At 68.7% G+C, this 16,265-nt stretch carries 18 protein-coding genes; 8 read left to right on the forward strand and 10 right to left on the reverse strand.

Annotated features, from left to right (window positions below; genetic code table 11):
- Positions 1 to 8: 8 nt before the first annotated feature.
- From LWW96_RS11810 to LWW96_RS11830, 5 genes are all read right to left on the reverse strand, one after another.
- Positions 9 to 1,064, reverse strand: coding sequence for a GGDEF domain-containing protein (locus tag LWW96_RS11810; protein ID WP_291487194.1), 1,056 nt, complete (start codon positions 1,062 to 1,064; stop codon positions 9 to 11).
- Between the two features lie 33 nt (positions 1,065 to 1,097).
- Complete coding sequence (gene trmB, locus LWW96_RS11815) at positions 1,098 to 1,850, reverse strand: tRNA (guanosine(46)-N7)-methyltransferase TrmB (RefSeq protein ID WP_291487195.1); 753 nt, start codon at positions 1,848 to 1,850, stop codon at positions 1,098 to 1,100.
- A complete protein-coding gene (gene gluQRS / locus LWW96_RS11820) occupies positions 1,847 to 2,824 on the reverse strand; it encodes a tRNA glutamyl-Q(34) synthetase GluQRS (protein WP_291487196.1) in 978 nt (325 codons plus the stop codon). Before gluQRS ends, trmB begins: the two co-directional genes overlap by 4 nt.
- Positions 2,821 to 3,960: an FAD-dependent oxidoreductase gene (locus LWW96_RS11825; RefSeq protein WP_291487197.1), complete on the reverse strand. Its 1,140-nt coding sequence runs from the start codon at positions 3,958 to 3,960 to the stop codon at positions 2,821 to 2,823. The genes gluQRS and LWW96_RS11825 overlap by 4 nt, the downstream gene beginning before the upstream one ends.
- A 99-nt stretch (positions 3,961 to 4,059) precedes the next feature.
- Entirely contained in the window at positions 4,060 to 4,998 is a 939-nt protein-coding gene (locus tag LWW96_RS11830; RefSeq protein WP_291487198.1) for a LysR family transcriptional regulator, read from the reverse strand.
- Positions 4,999 to 5,103: 105 nt separating this feature from the next.
- On the opposite strand from LWW96_RS11830, the gene LWW96_RS11835 reads away from it, so the two are divergent.
- From LWW96_RS11835 to LWW96_RS11850, 4 genes are all read left to right on the forward strand, one after another.
- Positions 5,104 to 5,805 carry a pirin family protein gene (locus LWW96_RS11835; RefSeq protein WP_291487199.1) on the forward strand — a complete coding sequence of 234 codons (702 nt, stop codon included), beginning with the start codon at positions 5,104 to 5,106 and terminating at the stop codon, positions 5,803 to 5,805.
- A gap of 62 nt (positions 5,806 to 5,867) precedes the next feature.
- A complete protein-coding gene (locus LWW96_RS11840) occupies positions 5,868 to 6,281 on the forward strand; it encodes a DoxX family protein (RefSeq protein ID WP_291487201.1) in 414 nt (137 codons plus the stop codon).
- Between the two features lie 52 nt (positions 6,282 to 6,333).
- Complete coding sequence (locus LWW96_RS11845) at positions 6,334 to 6,888, forward strand: flavodoxin family protein (protein ID WP_291487203.1); 555 nt, start codon at positions 6,334 to 6,336, stop codon at positions 6,886 to 6,888.
- 103 nt (positions 6,889 to 6,991) lie between these two features.
- Positions 6,992 to 7,882 (forward strand): pirin family protein, encoded by an 891-nt coding sequence (locus tag LWW96_RS11850; protein ID WP_291487205.1) that lies wholly within the window; start codon positions 6,992 to 6,994, stop codon positions 7,880 to 7,882.
- A 209-nt stretch (positions 7,883 to 8,091) separates the two neighbouring features.
- Here the strand turns inward: LWW96_RS11850 and LWW96_RS11855 are convergent, their stop codons facing one another.
- The 4 genes from LWW96_RS11855 to LWW96_RS11870 all read right to left on the reverse strand — a co-directional run bounded on the left by LWW96_RS11855 (position 8,092) and on the right by LWW96_RS11870 (position 12,402).
- Positions 8,092 to 8,880 carry a sulfurtransferase gene (locus LWW96_RS11855; RefSeq protein WP_291487207.1) on the reverse strand — a complete coding sequence of 263 codons (789 nt, stop codon included), beginning with the start codon at positions 8,878 to 8,880 and terminating at the stop codon, positions 8,092 to 8,094.
- Positions 8,881 to 8,946: 66 nt separating this feature from the next.
- A complete protein-coding gene (locus LWW96_RS11860; protein ID WP_291487209.1) occupies positions 8,947 to 9,804 on the reverse strand; it encodes a MinD/ParA family protein in 858 nt (285 codons plus the stop codon).
- A 10-nt stretch (positions 9,805 to 9,814) separates the two neighbouring features.
- Positions 9,815 to 10,588 carry a GGDEF domain-containing protein gene (locus tag LWW96_RS11865; RefSeq protein WP_291487211.1) on the reverse strand — a complete coding sequence of 258 codons (774 nt, stop codon included), beginning with the start codon at positions 10,586 to 10,588 and terminating at the stop codon, positions 9,815 to 9,817.
- A 107-nt stretch (positions 10,589 to 10,695) separates the two neighbouring features.
- On the reverse strand, positions 10,696 to 12,402 hold the full coding sequence (locus LWW96_RS11870; RefSeq protein WP_291487250.1) for a SulP family inorganic anion transporter: 1,707 nt from the start codon (positions 12,400 to 12,402) through the stop codon (positions 10,696 to 10,698).
- Positions 12,403 to 12,564: 162 nt separating this feature from the next.
- On the opposite strand from LWW96_RS11870, the gene LWW96_RS11875 reads away from it, so the two are divergent.
- From LWW96_RS11875 to LWW96_RS11890, 4 genes are all read left to right on the forward strand, one after another.
- Positions 12,565 to 13,056: a BON domain-containing protein gene (locus LWW96_RS11875; RefSeq protein ID WP_291487213.1), complete on the forward strand. Its 492-nt coding sequence runs from the start codon at positions 12,565 to 12,567 to the stop codon at positions 13,054 to 13,056.
- A 92-nt stretch (positions 13,057 to 13,148) separates the two neighbouring features.
- Positions 13,149 to 14,381 carry a PLP-dependent transferase gene (locus tag LWW96_RS11880; protein WP_291487215.1) on the forward strand — a complete coding sequence of 411 codons (1,233 nt, stop codon included), beginning with the start codon at positions 13,149 to 13,151 and terminating at the stop codon, positions 14,379 to 14,381.
- Between the two features lie 110 nt (positions 14,382 to 14,491).
- The gene (locus LWW96_RS11885) at positions 14,492 to 15,316 is read left to right on the forward strand and encodes a DUF2189 domain-containing protein (protein ID WP_291487217.1); all 825 of its coding nucleotides are present in this window, start codon (positions 14,492 to 14,494) and stop codon (positions 15,314 to 15,316) included.
- Between the two features lie 47 nt (positions 15,317 to 15,363).
- Positions 15,364 to 15,555 (forward strand): hypothetical protein, encoded by a 192-nt coding sequence (locus LWW96_RS11890; protein WP_291487219.1) that lies wholly within the window; start codon positions 15,364 to 15,366, stop codon positions 15,553 to 15,555.
- Between the two features lie 19 nt (positions 15,556 to 15,574).
- On the opposite strand, the gene LWW96_RS11895 is transcribed toward LWW96_RS11890, so the two are convergent.
- Positions 15,575 to 16,171: an arylesterase gene (locus tag LWW96_RS11895; RefSeq protein WP_291487221.1), complete on the reverse strand. Its 597-nt coding sequence runs from the start codon at positions 16,169 to 16,171 to the stop codon at positions 15,575 to 15,577.
- Between the last annotated feature and the right edge of the window lie 94 nt (positions 16,172 to 16,265).

The raw sequence follows: 16,265 nt of genomic DNA on the forward strand, positions 1-16,265 counted from the left end.
GCAGCCGCTCAGAACAGCTCGACGTCGTCGTTGGCCACCATCTTGCTGGCCAGCTGGCCGCTGGCCACGAGGTCGTCATAGAAGCAGACCTGGTTGCGCCCGTGTTCCTTGGCGTAGTACAGGGCCTGGTCGGCCTGGCCCAGGATTTCCACCGGAGAGCCCCGCGTCGTGCTCACGAAGCCCAGGCTTACAGTGACCTGGCCCACCTGCGGAAAGGCGTACTCCTGCACGGCCAGGCGAAAGCGGTTGAACACCTTGTGGGCCGTGCTCAGCGTGGTGGAGCGCAACAGCACCACGAATTCCTCGCCACCGAAGCGGAAGATGCGGTCGTGGCTGCGGAACGAGCTGCGCAGGATGTTGGCGATGAGGATCAGCACCTCGTCGCCGTACAAATGGCCGAAGCGGTCATTGACCTGCTTGAAGTGGTCGATGTCCACCACGGCCAGCCACTGCTGCACCGGCTCGCCCGAGGGCGGGCCATCTTCCGAGGCCAGCGATTCGGTCACGGCGCCGGGGTGGCCGCCGGCCAGGCCGTTCATGGCGTAGCGCGAGAACTGCTCGTCAAAGGTCTTGCGGTTGAACAGGCCGGTCAGCGCATCCCGTTCGCTGTAGTCCAGCAGGCTCTGGTAGTTCTGGTAGACCTGGAACACCCCCTTGAGCACTTCCAGCTTGTGCGCCGAGAAGGTGCGGGACTGGGTGATCTCCAGGCAGGTGTGGACCTTGTCGTGCATCCACACCGGCAGCCACAGCACGTGCCGGCCCTTGCGGGGCGACGCCAGGGCGCTGTCGCTCTGGTGGGTGATGCATTCGCGCAGGGCGGGGTAGTGCTCCAGCTTTTCGCGCCGCGGGTCGGTGGCGGCCTCGGAGTCGGTAGACACCAGCTGCCCGTTTTCCACCCAGGTGCGCGGGCGCACATGGGGCGTGCCACCGTCGGTGAACAGCTCCAGCGCGCGGACTTCGATCACGCCGGTGAGCTTGAGCAGGGTGGACAACACCGATACCTCCAACCGCAAGTGGTCGCGGTGGCCGGTCATTTCAACCAGGTTCTGAAGAATGGGCTTCATCGAAAGGTACGGTGGAGCGGGGCAGTGGGTGGGTCAACGGCGTCGCACGAACACAACATCCCACACGCCGTGACCCAACCGCAGGCCGCGGTTCTCGAACTTGGTCAGGGGGCGGTAGTCGGGTTGCGGCGCAAAGCCTTGGGCGGTGTTCTCCAGCAAGGGCTCGGCGCTCAGCACCTGGAGCATCTGCTCGGCATAGGGTTCCCAGTCGGTGGCGCAGTGCACATACCCGCCGGGCTTCAGGCGCGCGGCCAGCTTGGCAACCAGCGGCGGCTGGATCAGGCGGCGCTTGTTGTGCTTCTTCTTGTGCCAGGGGTCGGGGAAGAAGATGTGCACGCCGTCCAGGCTGCCTTCGGGCAGCATGTGGTCGATGACTTCCACGGCGTCGTGCTGCAGGATGCGGATATTGGTCAGCCCCTGTTCGCCGATGCGCTTGAGCAACGCGCCCACGCCGGGCTCGTGCACTTCGCAGCACAGGAAGTTGTCGCCAGGGCGCACGCGCGCGATGTGGGCCGTGGCCTCGCCCATGCCAAAGCCGATCTCCAGCACCAGCGGCGCCGTGCGGCCGAAGGCCGCCGCAGCGTCGAAAGGTCCGGGCGCATAGGGCAGCACGAAGCGGGGACCGAAGTCTTCAAAGGCCTTGGCCTGGCCCGTGGTGGTGCGGCCGGCACGGCGCACGAAACTCTTGATGGTCTTGGGGTGGCTGACGCCGGCAGGGACGCCGGCGGGCGCCGCAGAGGCGGCCAGGGAAGCGGGGAAAGCGGGAGAGGTGGTCGGTTCGGTCACGGTGCGCCATTGTAGTTTCGTGGCCACGCTGCAACCCACTGCGACAGCGCTTCCCGCACGCCCGCCTGCGGGTTTTTCGGCGGGGGCAGGCCCAGCACCTGCGCCGCCCCGGCCAGGGCCTGGACGGGGTCCGACAGCTCCAGCGCCCGCGCGCCGTTTTGCTTGGACAGCTTTTCGCCGTTGGGGGCGCACACCAGGGGCGTGTGCAGGTACCGGGGCGTGGGCAGGCCCAGGGCCCGCTGCAGCAGGATCTGGCGCGGGGTGTTGTCCGCCAGGTCCTCGCCGCGCACTACGTCGGTGACGCCCTGGTCGGCATCGTCCACCACCACGGCCAATTGGTAGGCCCACAGCCCGTCCGCCCGCCGCAGCACGAAGTCGCCCACGGTGCGGGCCACGTCCTGCTGTTGCGGGCCCAGCCGGCGGTCCGACCAGTGCACGGTGTTGTTTGCTATTAAATTGGTAGCTGCTTGCGCTTTGCCATCAAGCGCTGGAGCCGATTTTTGCTCAAAATTCGTGGCGTTGAACCGCCAGGAGCGCGCAGCGCGGCCGTGCAGGCCGTTGCGGCAGGTGCCGGGGTAGGGCAGCGCCGCGTGGCGCTCGCGCGCATGGCCCAGGGCGGCCTGGGCATCCTCGATGTCTTTGCGGGAACAGGCGCAGGGGTACGCATTGCCTTGCGCCACCAGCCGGTCCAGGGCCTGCTGGTAGAGCGCACCGCGGGTGGATTGCCACACGGGCGGCTCGTCCGGCACCAGACCACAGGTGGCCAGCTGGTGCAAAAGGAAGGTGTCTGCGCCCGGCACGCAGCGGGGCTGGTCCACGTCTTCGATGCGTACCAGCCACTGCCCTGCGTGTGCCCGGGCGTCCAGCCAGCTGGCCAGCGCGGCCACCAGCGAGCCCGCGTGCAGCGGGCCCGTGGGCGAGGGCGCAAACCGTCCGATGTAGCGGGTTTGCGGGGCGCTGCCGGCCCCGCTCATGCCACGGCGAGTGCCAGTTCCAGGCCGGAGACGAAGGCGTCTTCCACGCGGTGGCCCAGGCACCAGTCGCCGCACGCGCCCAGGCCCGTGGCTGCGTCCCACAGGTGGCTCTTGCCCAGCGGGTGCGTGGTCTGGGCATAGCGCCAGCGGCGGGTGTCCGCGTGCGCCGGGGCGGCGCGGATGCCGGTCACCTCGGCAAAGGCCTTGATGAGCTTGGCCTGCACGCGGGCCTCGTCGTCCTCCAGGTGCTCGGCCGACCAGGCGGGGCTGGCCTGAACGGTCCAGCGCTCCACCACGTTGCGGCCTGGCTTGGAGGATTCGCGCGCCAGCCAGGCAATGCGGTGGTGCGTGCTGCGGGCCGCGTTCCATTGCGGGCCCAGCGTCGTGAGCCCGGGCCGCACGGCCTGTGGGTAGGCCAGCATCAGGGTCCAGCAGGGCGCGATCGCCACCCGCGACAGCGCGTCGGACAGCGGTGTTTCCAGCGAGGAGCTGGCCAGCAGTGCCTGCGCCGGCACGGCGGGCTGGGCCAGCAGCACCGCATCAAAGCCCGCGTAGACGTGCTGGCTGCCGCCGGGGCCTTCGGTGCGCAGCTGCCAGCCGTTGGGGTTCAGCGGGTCGGATTCGATCTGGGTGACGCGGGTCTGGGTGAGCAGCTGGCCGGCCTGCCGCAGTGGCTCGGCCCAGGCCATGACCAGGGACTGCATGCCAGGGCTGGCCACCCAGTGCGCCTCGCGGTGGGGCAGCCCGGCAGCCGCCACGCGGCCCGCCGCGTCGAGCACCTGCACGGAATTGGCGCTCCAGCGCTTGCACACGCCCGGCACGGTGTCGATGGCACGGGCAAAGCGCGGGTCGCGCACGGTGAAGTACTGGGCGCCGGCGTCGAAATTGCCGAACGGCGTGTCGATGGTGGCCGTGCGGCCGCCGGCCTGGGAAGACTTCTCGAACAGCGTGACCTGGTGGCCGGCCTGCACCAGCGTGCGTGCGCAGGCCACGCCGGCCATGCCGGCGCCAATGACGGCGAAGTGCCGGCGGGGTTTGCCCGAAGCGGCCGCGAGTGGCGGCGCGGCGGTGGTCGCCGGGGCCGGGGTGTTCGTGCGTCGATGCCGTTGGGCGGGGAGGGGGGCAGAGGTGCTCATGAAAGGCCTTTCGGTACGGACGGCGGTTGTTGAAACGCAAGGCAAAGCCAACAGGAACCACTCTACACGCGCTGCGGTGGCCTGGGCATCTGATCCTGATCAGAAATGGTGGTGGTTTTCCAGCAGCGCGCGGCGCGTGGCGGGGCTTTGCAACTGCGCCAGCCACCACTGCAGCGCCCGCCCGGGGGCCGTGAAGCCCGGGCCGCCCCAGGCCGCGTGCACGCGCACATTGCGCTCGGGCCGGGCCACGCGCCGGGCCACCAGGCGGCCGGCTTCCAGGTAGGGGCGCACCATGGGTTCGGGCAAAAACCCCCCGCCCAGGCCGCGCAGCTGCGCCTGCACCTTGGCCTGCATGGTGTCCACGGTGAGCACGTCCTGCCCGCCCAGCAGCCCCATGGTGGCGCCGCCGCGCGTGGCCGAGTCGGCCACGGCCACCGCGCGGTGCTGCAGCAGCTGCGCATCGGTGACGGGTTCCGGCGCGGTGGCCAGCGGGTGGTGCGGCGCCACCACGTAGATGAAGAGCACGTCGCCCAGCAGCACCTGCTGCAGCCCCGCCACGTTGGCCCCGGCCACCGACACGCCGATGGCCAGGTCCGCGCGGCCGGAGGTCAGCGCCTCCAGGGTGCCCGTCATGATGCCGTCGCGCAGCTTCAGCCGCGTGGGCGGCGCCATGGCGTAGAAGGCGTCCACCAGCTCCAGCATGGTGTGGGGCGAGATGATGCCGTCCACCGAGATGGTGAGCTGCGGCTCCCATCCCGTGGCCACGCGCCGCACGCGGTGGGCCAGGGCGTCGATGTCCTCCAGCAGCCGGGCGCCTTCGCGCAGCAGCTCGCGGCCCGCCTCGGTGGGGCGGGCCTGGCGGGCGCTGCGGTCGAACAGCAGCACGTCCAGCGCGTCCTCGATCTGGCGCACGCGGTAGGTCAAGGCGCTGGGCACCAGCCCCAGCCGCCGCGCCGCTGCGGCAAAGCTGCCCGCCTCGGCAATCACCTGCAGCATGGTCAGGGCGTCGGGGGTCAGAACATCGCGGGCGTTTTGCATGATGCTGGCATGTTAATTCAGATTATTTGAACAAAGCCATCAATCCATCTGCCCCTGCGGTGGGCACGGCCACCCTACAGTGAAGGCTTGAAAGGAGCACCCACCATGCTGACCATTCGCAAAGCGCAGGACCGGGGCCATGCCGACCACGGCTGGCTGCAGTCGTTCCACAGCTTCTCCTTCGCGGGCTACTACGACCCGGCCCACATGGGCTTTGGCAACCTGCGGGTTATCAACGAGGACCGCATCGCGCCCGGCACCGGCTTTGGCACCCACGGCCACCGGGACATGGAGATCATCAGCTACGTGCTGTCGGGCGAGCTGGCCCACAAGGACAGCATGGGCAACGTCAAGGGCATACCGCCCGGCGACGTGCAGCGCATGAGCGCCGGCTCGGGCGTCATGCACAGCGAGTTCAACCACGCCGTCGGCCAGACCACGCATTTCCTGCAGATCTGGATCGAGCCGAACGTGCGCGGCATCGCGCCGAGCTACGAGCAAAAGAGCTTTCCTGCATCCGACAAGCGCGGCGCGCTGCGGCTGGTGGCGTCCCCCGATGGCGCCGAAGGCTCCGTGACGATCCACGCTGACGCGGCGCTGTACGCCGGCCTGTTCGACGGCGCCGAAGCGGCCACGCGAAGCCTCGACCCGGCGCGCAAGACGTATGTGCACCTGGTGCGCGGCGCGCTCACCGTCAACGGCCAGGCCTTGTCCGGCGGCGATGCGCTGCTGGTGGAAAAGGAAACCACCTTGTCGCTGTCCGGCGGCCGCGACGCCGAGGTGCTGGTCTTCGATCTGGCCGCCTGACCGGGCGCTGCTGGCCCCGTTTTTTACTTCACTGTCCCTTGCTTCCCACAGGAGTTCTCACCATGTCCTCATCCCTGCAAAACCCCCTGGCCCTCGCATCGCGTCTGCTGCTGGCGGCCCTGTTCCTTCCTGCCGGCATCGGCAAGCTCACCGGCTTTGCCGGCACGGTGGGCTACATCAGCTCGGTGGGCCTGCCCATGCCGACCGTCGCCGCGGCGGTGGCTGCCGCAGTGGAAGTGCTGGGCAGCCTGGCGCTGATCTTTGGCGTGGGCACGCGCTTTGCCGCGCTGGTCCTGGCGTTCTTCACGCTGGTGGCGAGCTTCTTCTTTCACGCCTACTGGAGCGTGCCGGCCGACAAGCAGATGGTGCAGCAGCTGATGTTCTTCAAGAACGTGGGCGTCACCGGCGGCCTGCTCGCGCTGGTGGCCTTCGGCGCCGGCGGCTGGAGCCTGGACGCGCGCCGCGCGGAGCGCTGACACTGTCTCTTCGTCGTTGTCTTCTTCCACGTCTGTTTCACAGGAGTTTTTCATGGCAAACATTGCAGTCGTCTACCACTCGGGCTACGGCCACACGCAACGCCTGGCGCAGGCCGTCGCCGAGGGCGCGGGGGCGCAGCTCATCGCCATCGATGCCGACGGCAACCTGCCCGAGGGCGGCTGGGACACCCTGGCCGGCGCCGATGCCATCATCCTGGGCTCGCCCACCTACATGGCCGGCCCCAGCTGGCAGTTCAAGAAGTTCGCAGATGCGTCGTCCAAGCCCTGGTTCAGCCAAAGCTGGAAGGACAAGCTGTTCGCAGGCTTCACCAACAGCGCCAGCACCAACGGCGACAAGCAGATCACGCTGGACTACCTGTTCCATCTGGCCATGCAGCACGGCGGGCTCTGGGTGGGCGCCGGCCTGCTGCCGGCCAACTCCAAAGCCGCCGCTCGCAACGACGTCAACTGGATCGGCGCCTTCAGCGGGGCCATGGCGCAGTCGCCCTCCGATGCCTCGGCCGCCGAGATGTTTGCCGGTGACCTCGAAACCGGCCGGCTGCTGGGCCAGCGCGTGGCCAGCATGGCGGCCCGGCTCGCAGCCTGACGGAAGCTGGTAGGCTGGCGCCTCCCTGTGCCACCAAGGAGTTGTCCATGAGAAGCCCCTGTTTTCGCCGCCGAGCCTGCAGCCCCCAGCGGGAGCTTCGGCCATGACCGGCGCGCCCCTGCGCCTGTCCGGCCATGCCAAGGACCTGGGCGGCGGCTTTACCGTGCGCCGCCTGCTGCCGGCCGTGCAGCGGCAGGCGGTGGGGCCCTTCCTGTTCTTCGACCACTTCGGCCCCGTGACGGTGCTGCCGGACGCGCAGCACGACGTGCGGCCGCACCCGCACATCGGCCTGGCCACGGTGACCTACCTGTTCTCCGGCGCCATCCTGCACCGCGACAGCCTGGGCTCGGTCCAGCAGATCGAGCCGGGGGCCATCAACTGGATGACGGCGGGGCGCGGCATCGTGCATTCCGAGCGCCGTCCGCCCAGCCTGGCGGACAAGCCCTATGTCAACCACGGCATTCAGCTGTGGGCCGCGCTGCCCCTGGCCCATGAGGAAGCCGAGCCCTCGTTCGTGCACACGCCCGCCGCGGCCATTCCGCAACTGCGGGTGGGCGACGCAACGGTGCGCGTGCTGATTGGCGAGGCCTTCGGGCACCCATCGCCGGTTGCCACGGTGTCGCGCACCCTGTACCTGGACGTGCAACTGCCCGCGGGCGCGGCGCTGGAGATTCCGCCCCTGGTGCCGGAAATGGCGGTGTACGCAGTGGACGCGCCCGTGGAACTCAACGGCGAGCCTTTGGCCGCGCAGGTGCTGGCGGTGGCCGAAACCGGGGACGCCCTGCGCCTGGCTGCCCCGGGCGAGAGCGCTGCCCGGCTGGTGGTAATCGGCGGCGAGCCGCTGGACGCGCCGCGCCACATCTGGTGGAACTTCGTGTCCAGCCGCAAAGACCGCATCGTCCAGGCCGCGACTGACTGGGAGAACCAGTCCATGGGACAGGTGCCCGGCGAGTCCGAGCGGATTCCCCTGCCCGAACGCCGTTTGAAGGTCTGAGGATCCTCTGCACAAATCACCGCGCCGTGTGCATCTGCGGCCTCGGGCAGTCTGCCGCGCAAGCAAATCCTCGCAATAGCTGCGGCTATTGCTGCGTTTTGCGCCTTGCAGCCCCTCCCGATCCGCAGCGCACACTTGCCGCTCGATTCGTGCAGAGCATTCCTAAGGATAAAAATGGGCTCTAGCGCTTGTGGAATAAGCGCGGGAGCTCATTTTTTGATAGCAGATTCCGCAGGGGCGCCGGGCGCCTCGGCGCCCTCTGCCGACAGATCGGGGGCCAGCACGGCCCGCTCGTCGAACACGAAGCAGCCGCCGTGGTAATGCGCGCCATCGGTCAGCTCGAAATACTTGAGGATGCCGCCCTCCAGCTGGTAGACGTGCGACAGCCCTTCCTCGCGCATCAGGATGGCCGCCTTCTCGCAGCGGATGCCGCCGGTGCAAAAGCTCACCACGGTCTTGTCCCGCAACGCGTCCTTGTGCGTGCGCAGCGCGGGCGGAAAGTCGGTGAACTTGGCAATGCGCCAGTCGATCGCGTTGTCGAAGGTGCCTTGGTCCACCTCGAAGGCATTGCGGGTGTCCAGGGTCACCACCGGGCGGCCGGTGTCGTCGTGCCCTTGGGCCAGCCAGCGGCGCAAGGTGGCGGGGTCCACGGACGGCGCGCGACCATCCTCGGGGCGGATGGCTGGGTGGTCCATGCGGATGATCTCGCGCTTGACCTTCACCCGCATCTTGCGAAATGGCACGGTGGCCGACCAGCTTTCCTTGGGGTCCAGGTCGGCAAAGCGCGGATCGGCACGCAATGCGTCCACAAAACCCCGCACCGCCCCGGCCGGGCCGGCCAGGAAGAAGTTGATGCCTTCCTCAGCCAGCAGGACCGTGCCCTTGAGGCCCGCCGCCGTGGCGCGGCCGTGCAGCAGGTCGCGCAGCGCGGCCGCATCGGGCAGCGCCACGAACTTGTAGCAGGAAATGTTCAGGATGGGGGCGGATGCAGTGTTCACGGCGTCGGAGGGTTGCTGGACCCGGCGGACCGGGCGGACCCGCGCCACGCCGCAGCGCAGCCCAGGCTAGGCTGCGGGCGCCAGCAGCGTGGTTTCGATCTTGTTGGCCAGCTGGGCCACGGCCAGCGCGGCGGGGCAGCCGGGCGTCTGCAGCAGCAGCAACTGGCGGCGCATGACGGCATCGCGCACCGACGGGTCGGCGGGGATGTCGCCCATGTGGATCAGGCGCACGGGCCGGCCGGACTCCGTGCTCACAAAGCGGTCCAGCACCTGCTGCAACTGGCTGGTGATGGCCCGGCCATCGCCCGCCCGCGCGGCCTGGTTGATGACCATGCGCACGTGGTGGCGCTTTTGCTGCATGGCCAGCACCTTGATGGCGGCGTACGCGTCGGTCAGCGAGGTGGGCTCGGGCGTCGCCACGATGAGCACCTCGGAGGCGAGCGAGACGGAAAACAGCACCACATCCGAAATGCCGGCGCCGGTGTCCAGCAGCACCACGTCGTACTGCGGGGTCAGCGTCTGGATCACGCTCAGGAACTGGTTGCGCACCTCGGGCGTCAGGCGCGAGTACTCCACCATGCCCGAACCTGCCAGCAGCACGTTGAAGCCGCCGGGTGCGCGGATCACCGCTTCCTCGATTGAGGCCTTGCCGGTGAACACGTCGTGCAGGGTGATCTTGGGGTGCAGGTTCAGCACCACGTCCAGGTTCGCCAGGCCCAGGTCGGCGTCCAGCACCAGCACGCGGTGGCCGCGGCGGGTCAGGGCGGCCGCCAGGTTGGCCGAGACAAAGGTCTTGCCGACACCGCCCTTGCCGCTGGTCACGGCAATGATGCGCGCGCCCGCGGCGGGCCGCGCAGGGGTGGCCGACGGACCGCCCGGTGCGGCCGGTGAAGTGGGGGAGGGTGGGGACAGCGCGTCGCTCATCTTCTAACTTTCAGTAGGGCGCTGCCTGTTGGGTGGGGTCCAGCGGGGGGAGATCGCCCCAGCCGGAGGGGTTGTAGAGCGGGCCAAACAACAGGCTTTTCTCTTCGGCACTGACGGTGCTGTCGGGTTGCTCCTCGATGCTGACGCGGTTGCGGCCTGCCGACTTGGCCTGGTAGAGCTGGTGGTCGGCGCGGTCGGTCCACAGCAGGGTGGTGGAGCGGATCCACTGCATGGCAAAGGCGCCGCCCACACTCACCGTGATGTTGAGCTCCACAGAACTGGAAATCTTGATGGGGGTGTTGGCCACGGCGCGGCGGATGCGCTCCGCCACCACGCTGCCAAAACCCGCCTGGCACGCGGGCAGCACCACCGCAAACTCCTCGCCTCCATAGCGGGCCAGCGTGTCCATGGGGCGTACACAGGCGCTCAGCGTGCGCGCGACGGACTGCAGAACGATGTCACCCGCCAGATGGCCGTGCACATCGTTCACCTGCTTGAAGTGGTCGATGTCCAGCATCAGCAGCAAGGCGGCTTCGCCCGAGCGCGTGACGCGGTCGATCTCGCGCTCCAGCACGGCGCGGAAGTGCCGGCGGTTGGCCAGCCCGGTCAAGGGATCCTTGAGGGAGAGTTCGCACAGCCCGTCGATCAGGCCCTGCAGGTAGCGCGACGGGACTTCGCGCTGCAATGCCGCCTCGCTGCCGCCGGCCTGAGCCACCAGTGCGTGGGCAGTGTCCAGGCGCAGGTCGCGCAGGTCTACCAGGTGAGAGGCTGCAGAGTCAGACACAAATGGAGCAAAGAGAGTTTGACAAGTGTACCAGCGCGCCAGCAAGAACAGGGCCATGCTGCGCCCCTGCGGTGCCTTTCTCCCAGAGGGCCCCCGGGGCCCTGCGGTCAGGCGGGCGACAGGCCTGGGGCGCCGTGGGCCTTGGTGGGCGCAAGCTGCTGCAATGCCGCCAGGGCCTCGGTGTCGGTGCGGTAGGTGGCGAGGCCCAGGCCGGGGTCCAGCAGCCCCGCCTGGCGCAACACGTTCTCCACGGGCAACTTGAACCCGCTGACATGCAGCGTGCCCCCACGCGCCCGCACCAGGACGAGCAATTGCGCGAAGGTCTCCACCCCTGTCACGTCGATGCGGTTGATGGGCTGCGCCAGCAGGCACAGGTGCGTGGTGTCCGGATGTGCCGCCAGGTGGTCGGTGACGCGCTGCTCCAGAGCACTGGCGGATGCAAAGTCCAGGTCCGCGTCCATGCGCAGGGCCAGCAGTTGCGGCGCCAGCGGCGGAAGCTGCCAAAGGTGCCGGTCGCGCAGGCTGCCGTCGGGGTGCAGGCCCACTTCGATGATGCGCGGGTGCAGCCGCTGGTACAAAAACAGCACCAGGTTCATCAGCAACCCCACCAGAACGCCCCAGTACATGCGCGGAGCCGTGGCGAGGGTGAGGGCGAAGGTCACGGCGCTGATCACGGTCTCCACGCGGGATATGCGCCACAGCCGCAGGAAGGTGCGCGGCTTGATGAGGCTGGTCACCGCCGTGACCACCACGGCCGCCAGGACCGATTGCGGCACGTGGTAGAGCGCGGGGGTGAGCCACAGCAGCACCACCAGCACCAGGGCGATGGCAAACACCGTGGCCCATCCGGTCTTGGCGCCGGCATACAGATTGATGGCCGAGCGCGAGAATGAAGCGCTGGTGGCAAAGCTGCCCACCAGCCCGCTGCTGATCTTGGCCAGCCCCTGGCCGATGAGGTCCTGGTTCTCGTTCCAGCGTTCGCCCGAGCGCTGGCTTTCCACCTTGGCGCTGGACGCGGTCTCCAGGAAGCTCACCAGGGTGACCACCAGGGCCGGCATCACCAGCGCAGAAAAGCTGGACCACGGCAAGGCGCCGGGCCAGTAGAGGGACGGCAGGCCGGAGGGCAGGGTGCCCACCACGGCGCCGCCGGCGTCGGCGTATTTCAACGCCCAGCTCAGCAGCCCGGCCAGGCCCACGACCACGATCGCTGCCGGAAAATTGGGCCGCCAGCGGCGTGCCAGCACCAGCAATGCCAGGCTGCCCAGCCCGAAGGCAGCGCCCGTCAGGTCGAACAGGCCGGGGGACGGCGTGGTCCACACGGCGCCCCAGTCCGACCGCAGCCCCGTCAGGGACCCCAGTTGCGAGCCCAGGATGAGCAGCGCGGCCGCCTGCGTGAAGCCGCTGAGCACTGGCGAGGTGACCAGGTTGAGCAGCCACCCGAACCGTGCCAGCCCCATGACCAGCTGCAGCAGTCCGGAGAGAATCGCGATCCATGCGGCCAGGGCCACCCAGTGGGCGCTGCCCGGCTCCGCCAGCCCGGTGAGCGACGCGCCGATCAGCAGGCTGGTCAACGCCGTGGGCCCGACACCCAGCCGAGTCGAGGCGCTGAACAGCACGGCCACCAGGGCCGGGACGAGCGACGCATAGATGCCCGCCACCAGCGGCATGCCCGCCAGCGCGGCGTAGGCCACGCCCTGGGGCACCAGCATGAGTCCCACCGTCATCCCGGCCCAGAACTCGCCTTTGAGCAATGCCCGGTCAGGGCGGGGCCATGAAAGAAACGGAAACCAGCGGGCCCAGAACGCGAAAGACATCTGCATGGCAGCGATTGTCGCTGCGCCGCGCCGACGTGGCTGCTGGTGACATTTTGTAAATGGTGGTGCCTGTCCTACAGCAGCGCCCGTTACAAGCCCACGCCCCGGGGGCGGGGCAGCCGTTACAGTCTCAGCGTGTTTTCAACTGCAAGGAGTTTCCGCGTGAACAACTCAAACATTTCGCTTCGTCCCGCCACCCGCATTGCGGGCATCCTCGCCGTCACGGCCATGGCGCTGGGCCTCGCCGCCTGCGGGAAGAAGGAAGAGCCCACCGCAGGCCAGCGCCTGGATTCCGCCGTCCAGAAGACGGAGCAGGCCGCAGCGGACGCCCGCGCCAAGGCGGAAAGCGCCATGAAGAGCGCGGAAACCAAGGTGGAGCAGAGCGCCGCATCGGCGGAGTCTTCCCTCAAGAGCGCTGCAGACCAGGGCATCGTGCTGCTGGACGACGCCGGCATGACCGCAAAGATCAAAGCTGACCTGGCCAAGGACCCCGAACTCAGCGCGCTCAAGATTGACATCGAGACCAACAACGGGCGCGTAACCATGAAGGGCCCCACGCCCTCCGAGGCGGCACGTGACCGGGCGCTGGCTATCGCCAAGGCCGTCACCGGCGTCACCTCCATCAACAACCAGCTGGTCGTGAGCGGGAGCTAAGTCCTCGCCGTGCCCCGCAGCGCCCCTGCGCCGGGCGCCGCAAACTTCGCGCCGCCCGGATTCGCGTCCGGGCGGCGCGCTACCATGGGGCCATGAAAGAAGAGCACGTCCCCGACCTCGCGACCCGCATCGTCCACCACGCCTACGTCCCGCCGGAGGGGTTCGAGGCCCCCCAGCCCGGCGTCTTCAAGGCCTCCACCGTCATCTTCCCCAACGTGGCGGCCATGCGCTCGCGCGAGTGGAAGGACAAGAGCGGCTACACCTACGGCCTGCACGGCACGCCCACCACCTTCATTCTGGAGGAACGCCTGTGTACGCTGGAAGGCGGGCTGCAGTGCGTGCTGGTGCCCAGCGGGCTGGCGGCGATTGCCAATGTTTCTTTGGCCCTGCTCGCGCCGGGGGATGAGGTCCTGATCCCGGACAACGCCTATGGTCCGGGCAAGGACCTCGCCAAGGGTGAACTGGCACGGTTTGGCATCACGCACGGGTTCTACGACCCGCTGGACCCTGCCGACCTGGCCGCCCGCATCTCGCCCGCCACGCGGCTGGTGTGGCTGGAGGCGCCGGGCTCGGTCAGCATGGAATTTCCGGACCTGTGCGAACTGGTGCGCATCTGCCGTGCGCGGGGCGTCACCACAGCCCTGGACAACACCTGGGGCGCGGGCCTGGCCTTTGCGCCGTTCGATCTGACCGGCGACGGGAGCCTGGGGGTGGACATCTCCGCGCAGGCGCTCACCAAGTACCCCAGCGGCGGGGGCGACGTGCTGATGGGCAGCGCCATCACCCGGGACCTGGCCCTGCACATGAAGATCAAGCTCACCCACATGCGGTTGGGGCTGGGGGTGGGCGCCAACGATGCGGAGGCGGTGCTGCGGGCGTTGCCCAGCATCGGCCTGCGCTACCGTGCCCATGACCTGGCCGCCCGCCACCTTGCGCGGTGGCTGCAGGCCCAGCCTGCGATTGTGCAGGTGCTGCACCCCGCGTTGGAAGGCGCGCCCGGCCACGGCCACTGGCGGGCGCTGTGCGGCGGCCCGGGGGGAACCCCCGGCCTGGCGGCAGGTCTCTTCAGTGTGGTGATCGACGCCCGCCATTCGCAGCAGCAGGTGGATGCCTTCTGTGACAGCCTGCGGCTTTTCAAGCTGGGCTACAGCTGGGGCGGACCCATGAGCCTGGTGGTGCCCTATGACATCGCCAGCATGCGCAGCCGCGCCGCACCGCACCTGAAGCCTGGCACCGTGGTGCGCTTCTCGATCGGCTTGGAGGCCGTGGAGGATCTGCAGCAGGATCTGCAGCAGGCGCTGCAGCGCGCGTTCGTGCCGGCCTGAGGGCTTTCTTTTCAGCCGGGGGTGGTAGTTTCCTCAGTGGCGCGGCGCTGGGGGCTGGCTTAGTGTGGGGGCTCGCGTGTTTCTCGTAGCCACTTCCCTGAGTTGCCTGCATGCCCGCCACTCCCTCCCATCCCCGCGCCCCTGGCGCCCCTGAGCCGGACGCCGCCATCGCGCCGCCCATTGCCTTGTGCCCTGTCGGGTGGCTCGACCCGTTCCGGTGGCTGGCCCGCGGGTGGCAGGATGTGCGCAAGGCTCCGGGCATCGCCCTGTTCTACGGCCTGTGTTTCTGGGGCATGGCGCTGCTGCTGGGCTGGGTGTTCCGCACCCGGCCGGAGTACACCATGTCCCTGGCCAGCGGGTGCCTGCTGCTGGGCCCGTTCCTGGCCATGGGCCTGTACGACACCAGCCGCCGGCGCGAGGCGGGGCTCGCGCCGCAGTTGAGCGAGTCGCTCACCTGCTGGGACCGGCACATGGGCAGCATGGGCATGCTCGTGCTCGTGCTGGTGGTGCTGGAACTGCTGTGGGGCCGCGCGTCGCTGGTGGTGTTTGCGGTGTTCTTCAACACCGGCATGCCGTCCACCACGGGCGTGCTGCAGGCGGTGTTCAACCCCGAGAACTGGAGCTTCGTGGCGGTGTACGCGCTGGTGGGCGGTGTGTTTGCCGCGCTGGTCTTTTCCACCTCCGTGGTCTCCATCCCCATGATCCTGGACCGCGACACCGACGCGCTGACGGCGGGCATCACCAGCATGCGGGTCGTTCTGGAGAACCCGCTGGTGCTGTTGCTCTGGGGCGCGCTCATCACCGCCCTGATCGTGGCCTCGCTCTGGTTCTGGGGCGCCGGCCTGCTGCTGGCCGGACCGTTGCTGGGGTGTGCCAGCTGGCACGCCTACCGGGCCTGCGTCGCACAACCTGAGACCCCAGCCGCTGCAGCCTGAGGCCGCCAAGCTGTTACAGTGGGTCTCCACTTCAGGAAGCTACTACCTTGGCAACACCCAACTACGGATACGAAAAGCGCCAGCGCGAACTTGCAAAAAAGCAAAAGAAGGAAGAGAAACTCCGGGCCAAAGCGCAGCGCAAACCGGACGATCCGCAGGGCGTTCGGTCCGAAGATGACTCCGCCGCGGGGGATGCGCCCGGCTCCGGGCAGCCCGCGGGCCCTGCCGGCGGCGCATAGCGCCGTAGCCTGCGCTCTTTCAGCGCAGCAGTTTTTGTAGTTCCGGCCACACATTGGCCAGCATCTGCGGATGCGCTTCCGCACGGGGATGGATGCGGTCGGCCTGGAACAGGCGGGTGGGGTCCGGCCCATCGGCCACCCCCTTCAGCAAAAACGGCACCACGGCTGCCTTGCGGGCCTGGGCCACGCTGGTGAACAGGTTGGCGAAACGGGTGGCGTAGTCGGTGCCGTAGTTGGGCGGCACCTGCATGCCGACCAGCAGCACCTTGGCGCCCGCTTTTTGCGCAGCCTCGGTCATCCAAACCAGGTTGTCCTCGGTGTTTTTCAGCGGCAGGCCGCGCAGCGCGTCATTGCCCCCCAGCTCAATCACCACATGGGTGGGCCGGTGCTGGGCCAGCAGCGCCGGCAGGCGCGAGCGGCCCCCCGCGGTGGTGTCGCCGCTCACGCTTGCGTTGACCACGGTGGCTGACAGCTTTTCCTGGGCCAGCTTCTTTTCCAGCAGGGCCACCCAGCCTGTGCCGCGCGCCAGGCCGTACTCGGCACTGAGCGAGTCGCCCAGCACCAGGATGACCGGCGTGCCGGCGGCCTTGGCTGCGGGCGCCTGCGACCACGCCATCGGCGCACAAACCCCCAGGACCAGTCCGGTGGCGGCGCGCAGGATAAAGTGGCGGCGTTGCCGTGGTTGCAGCAGCAGATCTCGCATCAAAACA

This window comes from Acidovorax sp. (assembly GCF_021287135.1).
Lineage (GTDB): Bacteria > Pseudomonadota > Gammaproteobacteria > Burkholderiales > Burkholderiaceae_C > Acidovorax.

Coding starts and splice junctions, on each gene's coding strand:
- LWW96_RS11880 (WP_291487215.1), top strand. CDS start 13,149: ATGAAAGAAGAGCACGTCCCCGACCTCGCGACCCGCATCGTCCACCAC.
- LWW96_RS11885 (WP_291487217.1), top strand. CDS start 14,492: ATGCCCGCCACTCCCTCCCATCCCCGCGCCCCTGGCGCCCCTGAGCCG.
- LWW96_RS11840 (WP_291487201.1), top strand. CDS start 5,868: ATGTCCTCATCCCTGCAAAACCCCCTGGCCCTCGCATCGCGTCTGCTG.
- LWW96_RS11825 (WP_291487197.1), bottom strand. CDS start 3,960: ATGAGCACCTCTGCCCCCCTCCCCGCCCAACGGCATCGACGCACGAAC.
- LWW96_RS11895 (WP_291487221.1), bottom strand. CDS start 16,171: ATGGCGTGGTCGCAGGCGCCCGCAGCCAAGGCCGCCGGCACGCCGGTC.
- LWW96_RS11835 (WP_291487199.1), top strand. CDS start 5,104: ATGCTGACCATTCGCAAAGCGCAGGACCGGGGCCATGCCGACCACGGC.
- LWW96_RS11850 (WP_291487205.1), top strand. CDS start 6,992: ATGACCGGCGCGCCCCTGCGCCTGTCCGGCCATGCCAAGGACCTGGGC.
- LWW96_RS11810 (WP_291487194.1), bottom strand. CDS start 1,064: ATGAAGCCCATTCTTCAGAACCTGGTTGAAATGACCGGCCACCGCGAC.
- gluQRS (WP_291487196.1), bottom strand. CDS start 2,824: ATGAGCGGGGCCGGCAGCGCCCCGCAAACCCGCTACATCGGACGGTTT.
- LWW96_RS11845 (WP_291487203.1), top strand. CDS start 6,334: ATGGCAAACATTGCAGTCGTCTACCACTCGGGCTACGGCCACACGCAA.
- LWW96_RS11870 (WP_291487250.1), bottom strand. CDS start 12,402: ATGTCTTTCGCGTTCTGGGCCCGCTGGTTTCCGTTTCTTTCATGGCCC.
- LWW96_RS11830 (WP_291487198.1), bottom strand. CDS start 4,998: ATGCAAAACGCCCGCGATGTTCTGACCCCCGACGCCCTGACCATGCTG.
- LWW96_RS11860 (WP_291487209.1), bottom strand. CDS start 9,804: ATGAGCGACGCGCTGTCCCCACCCTCCCCCACTTCACCGGCCGCACCG.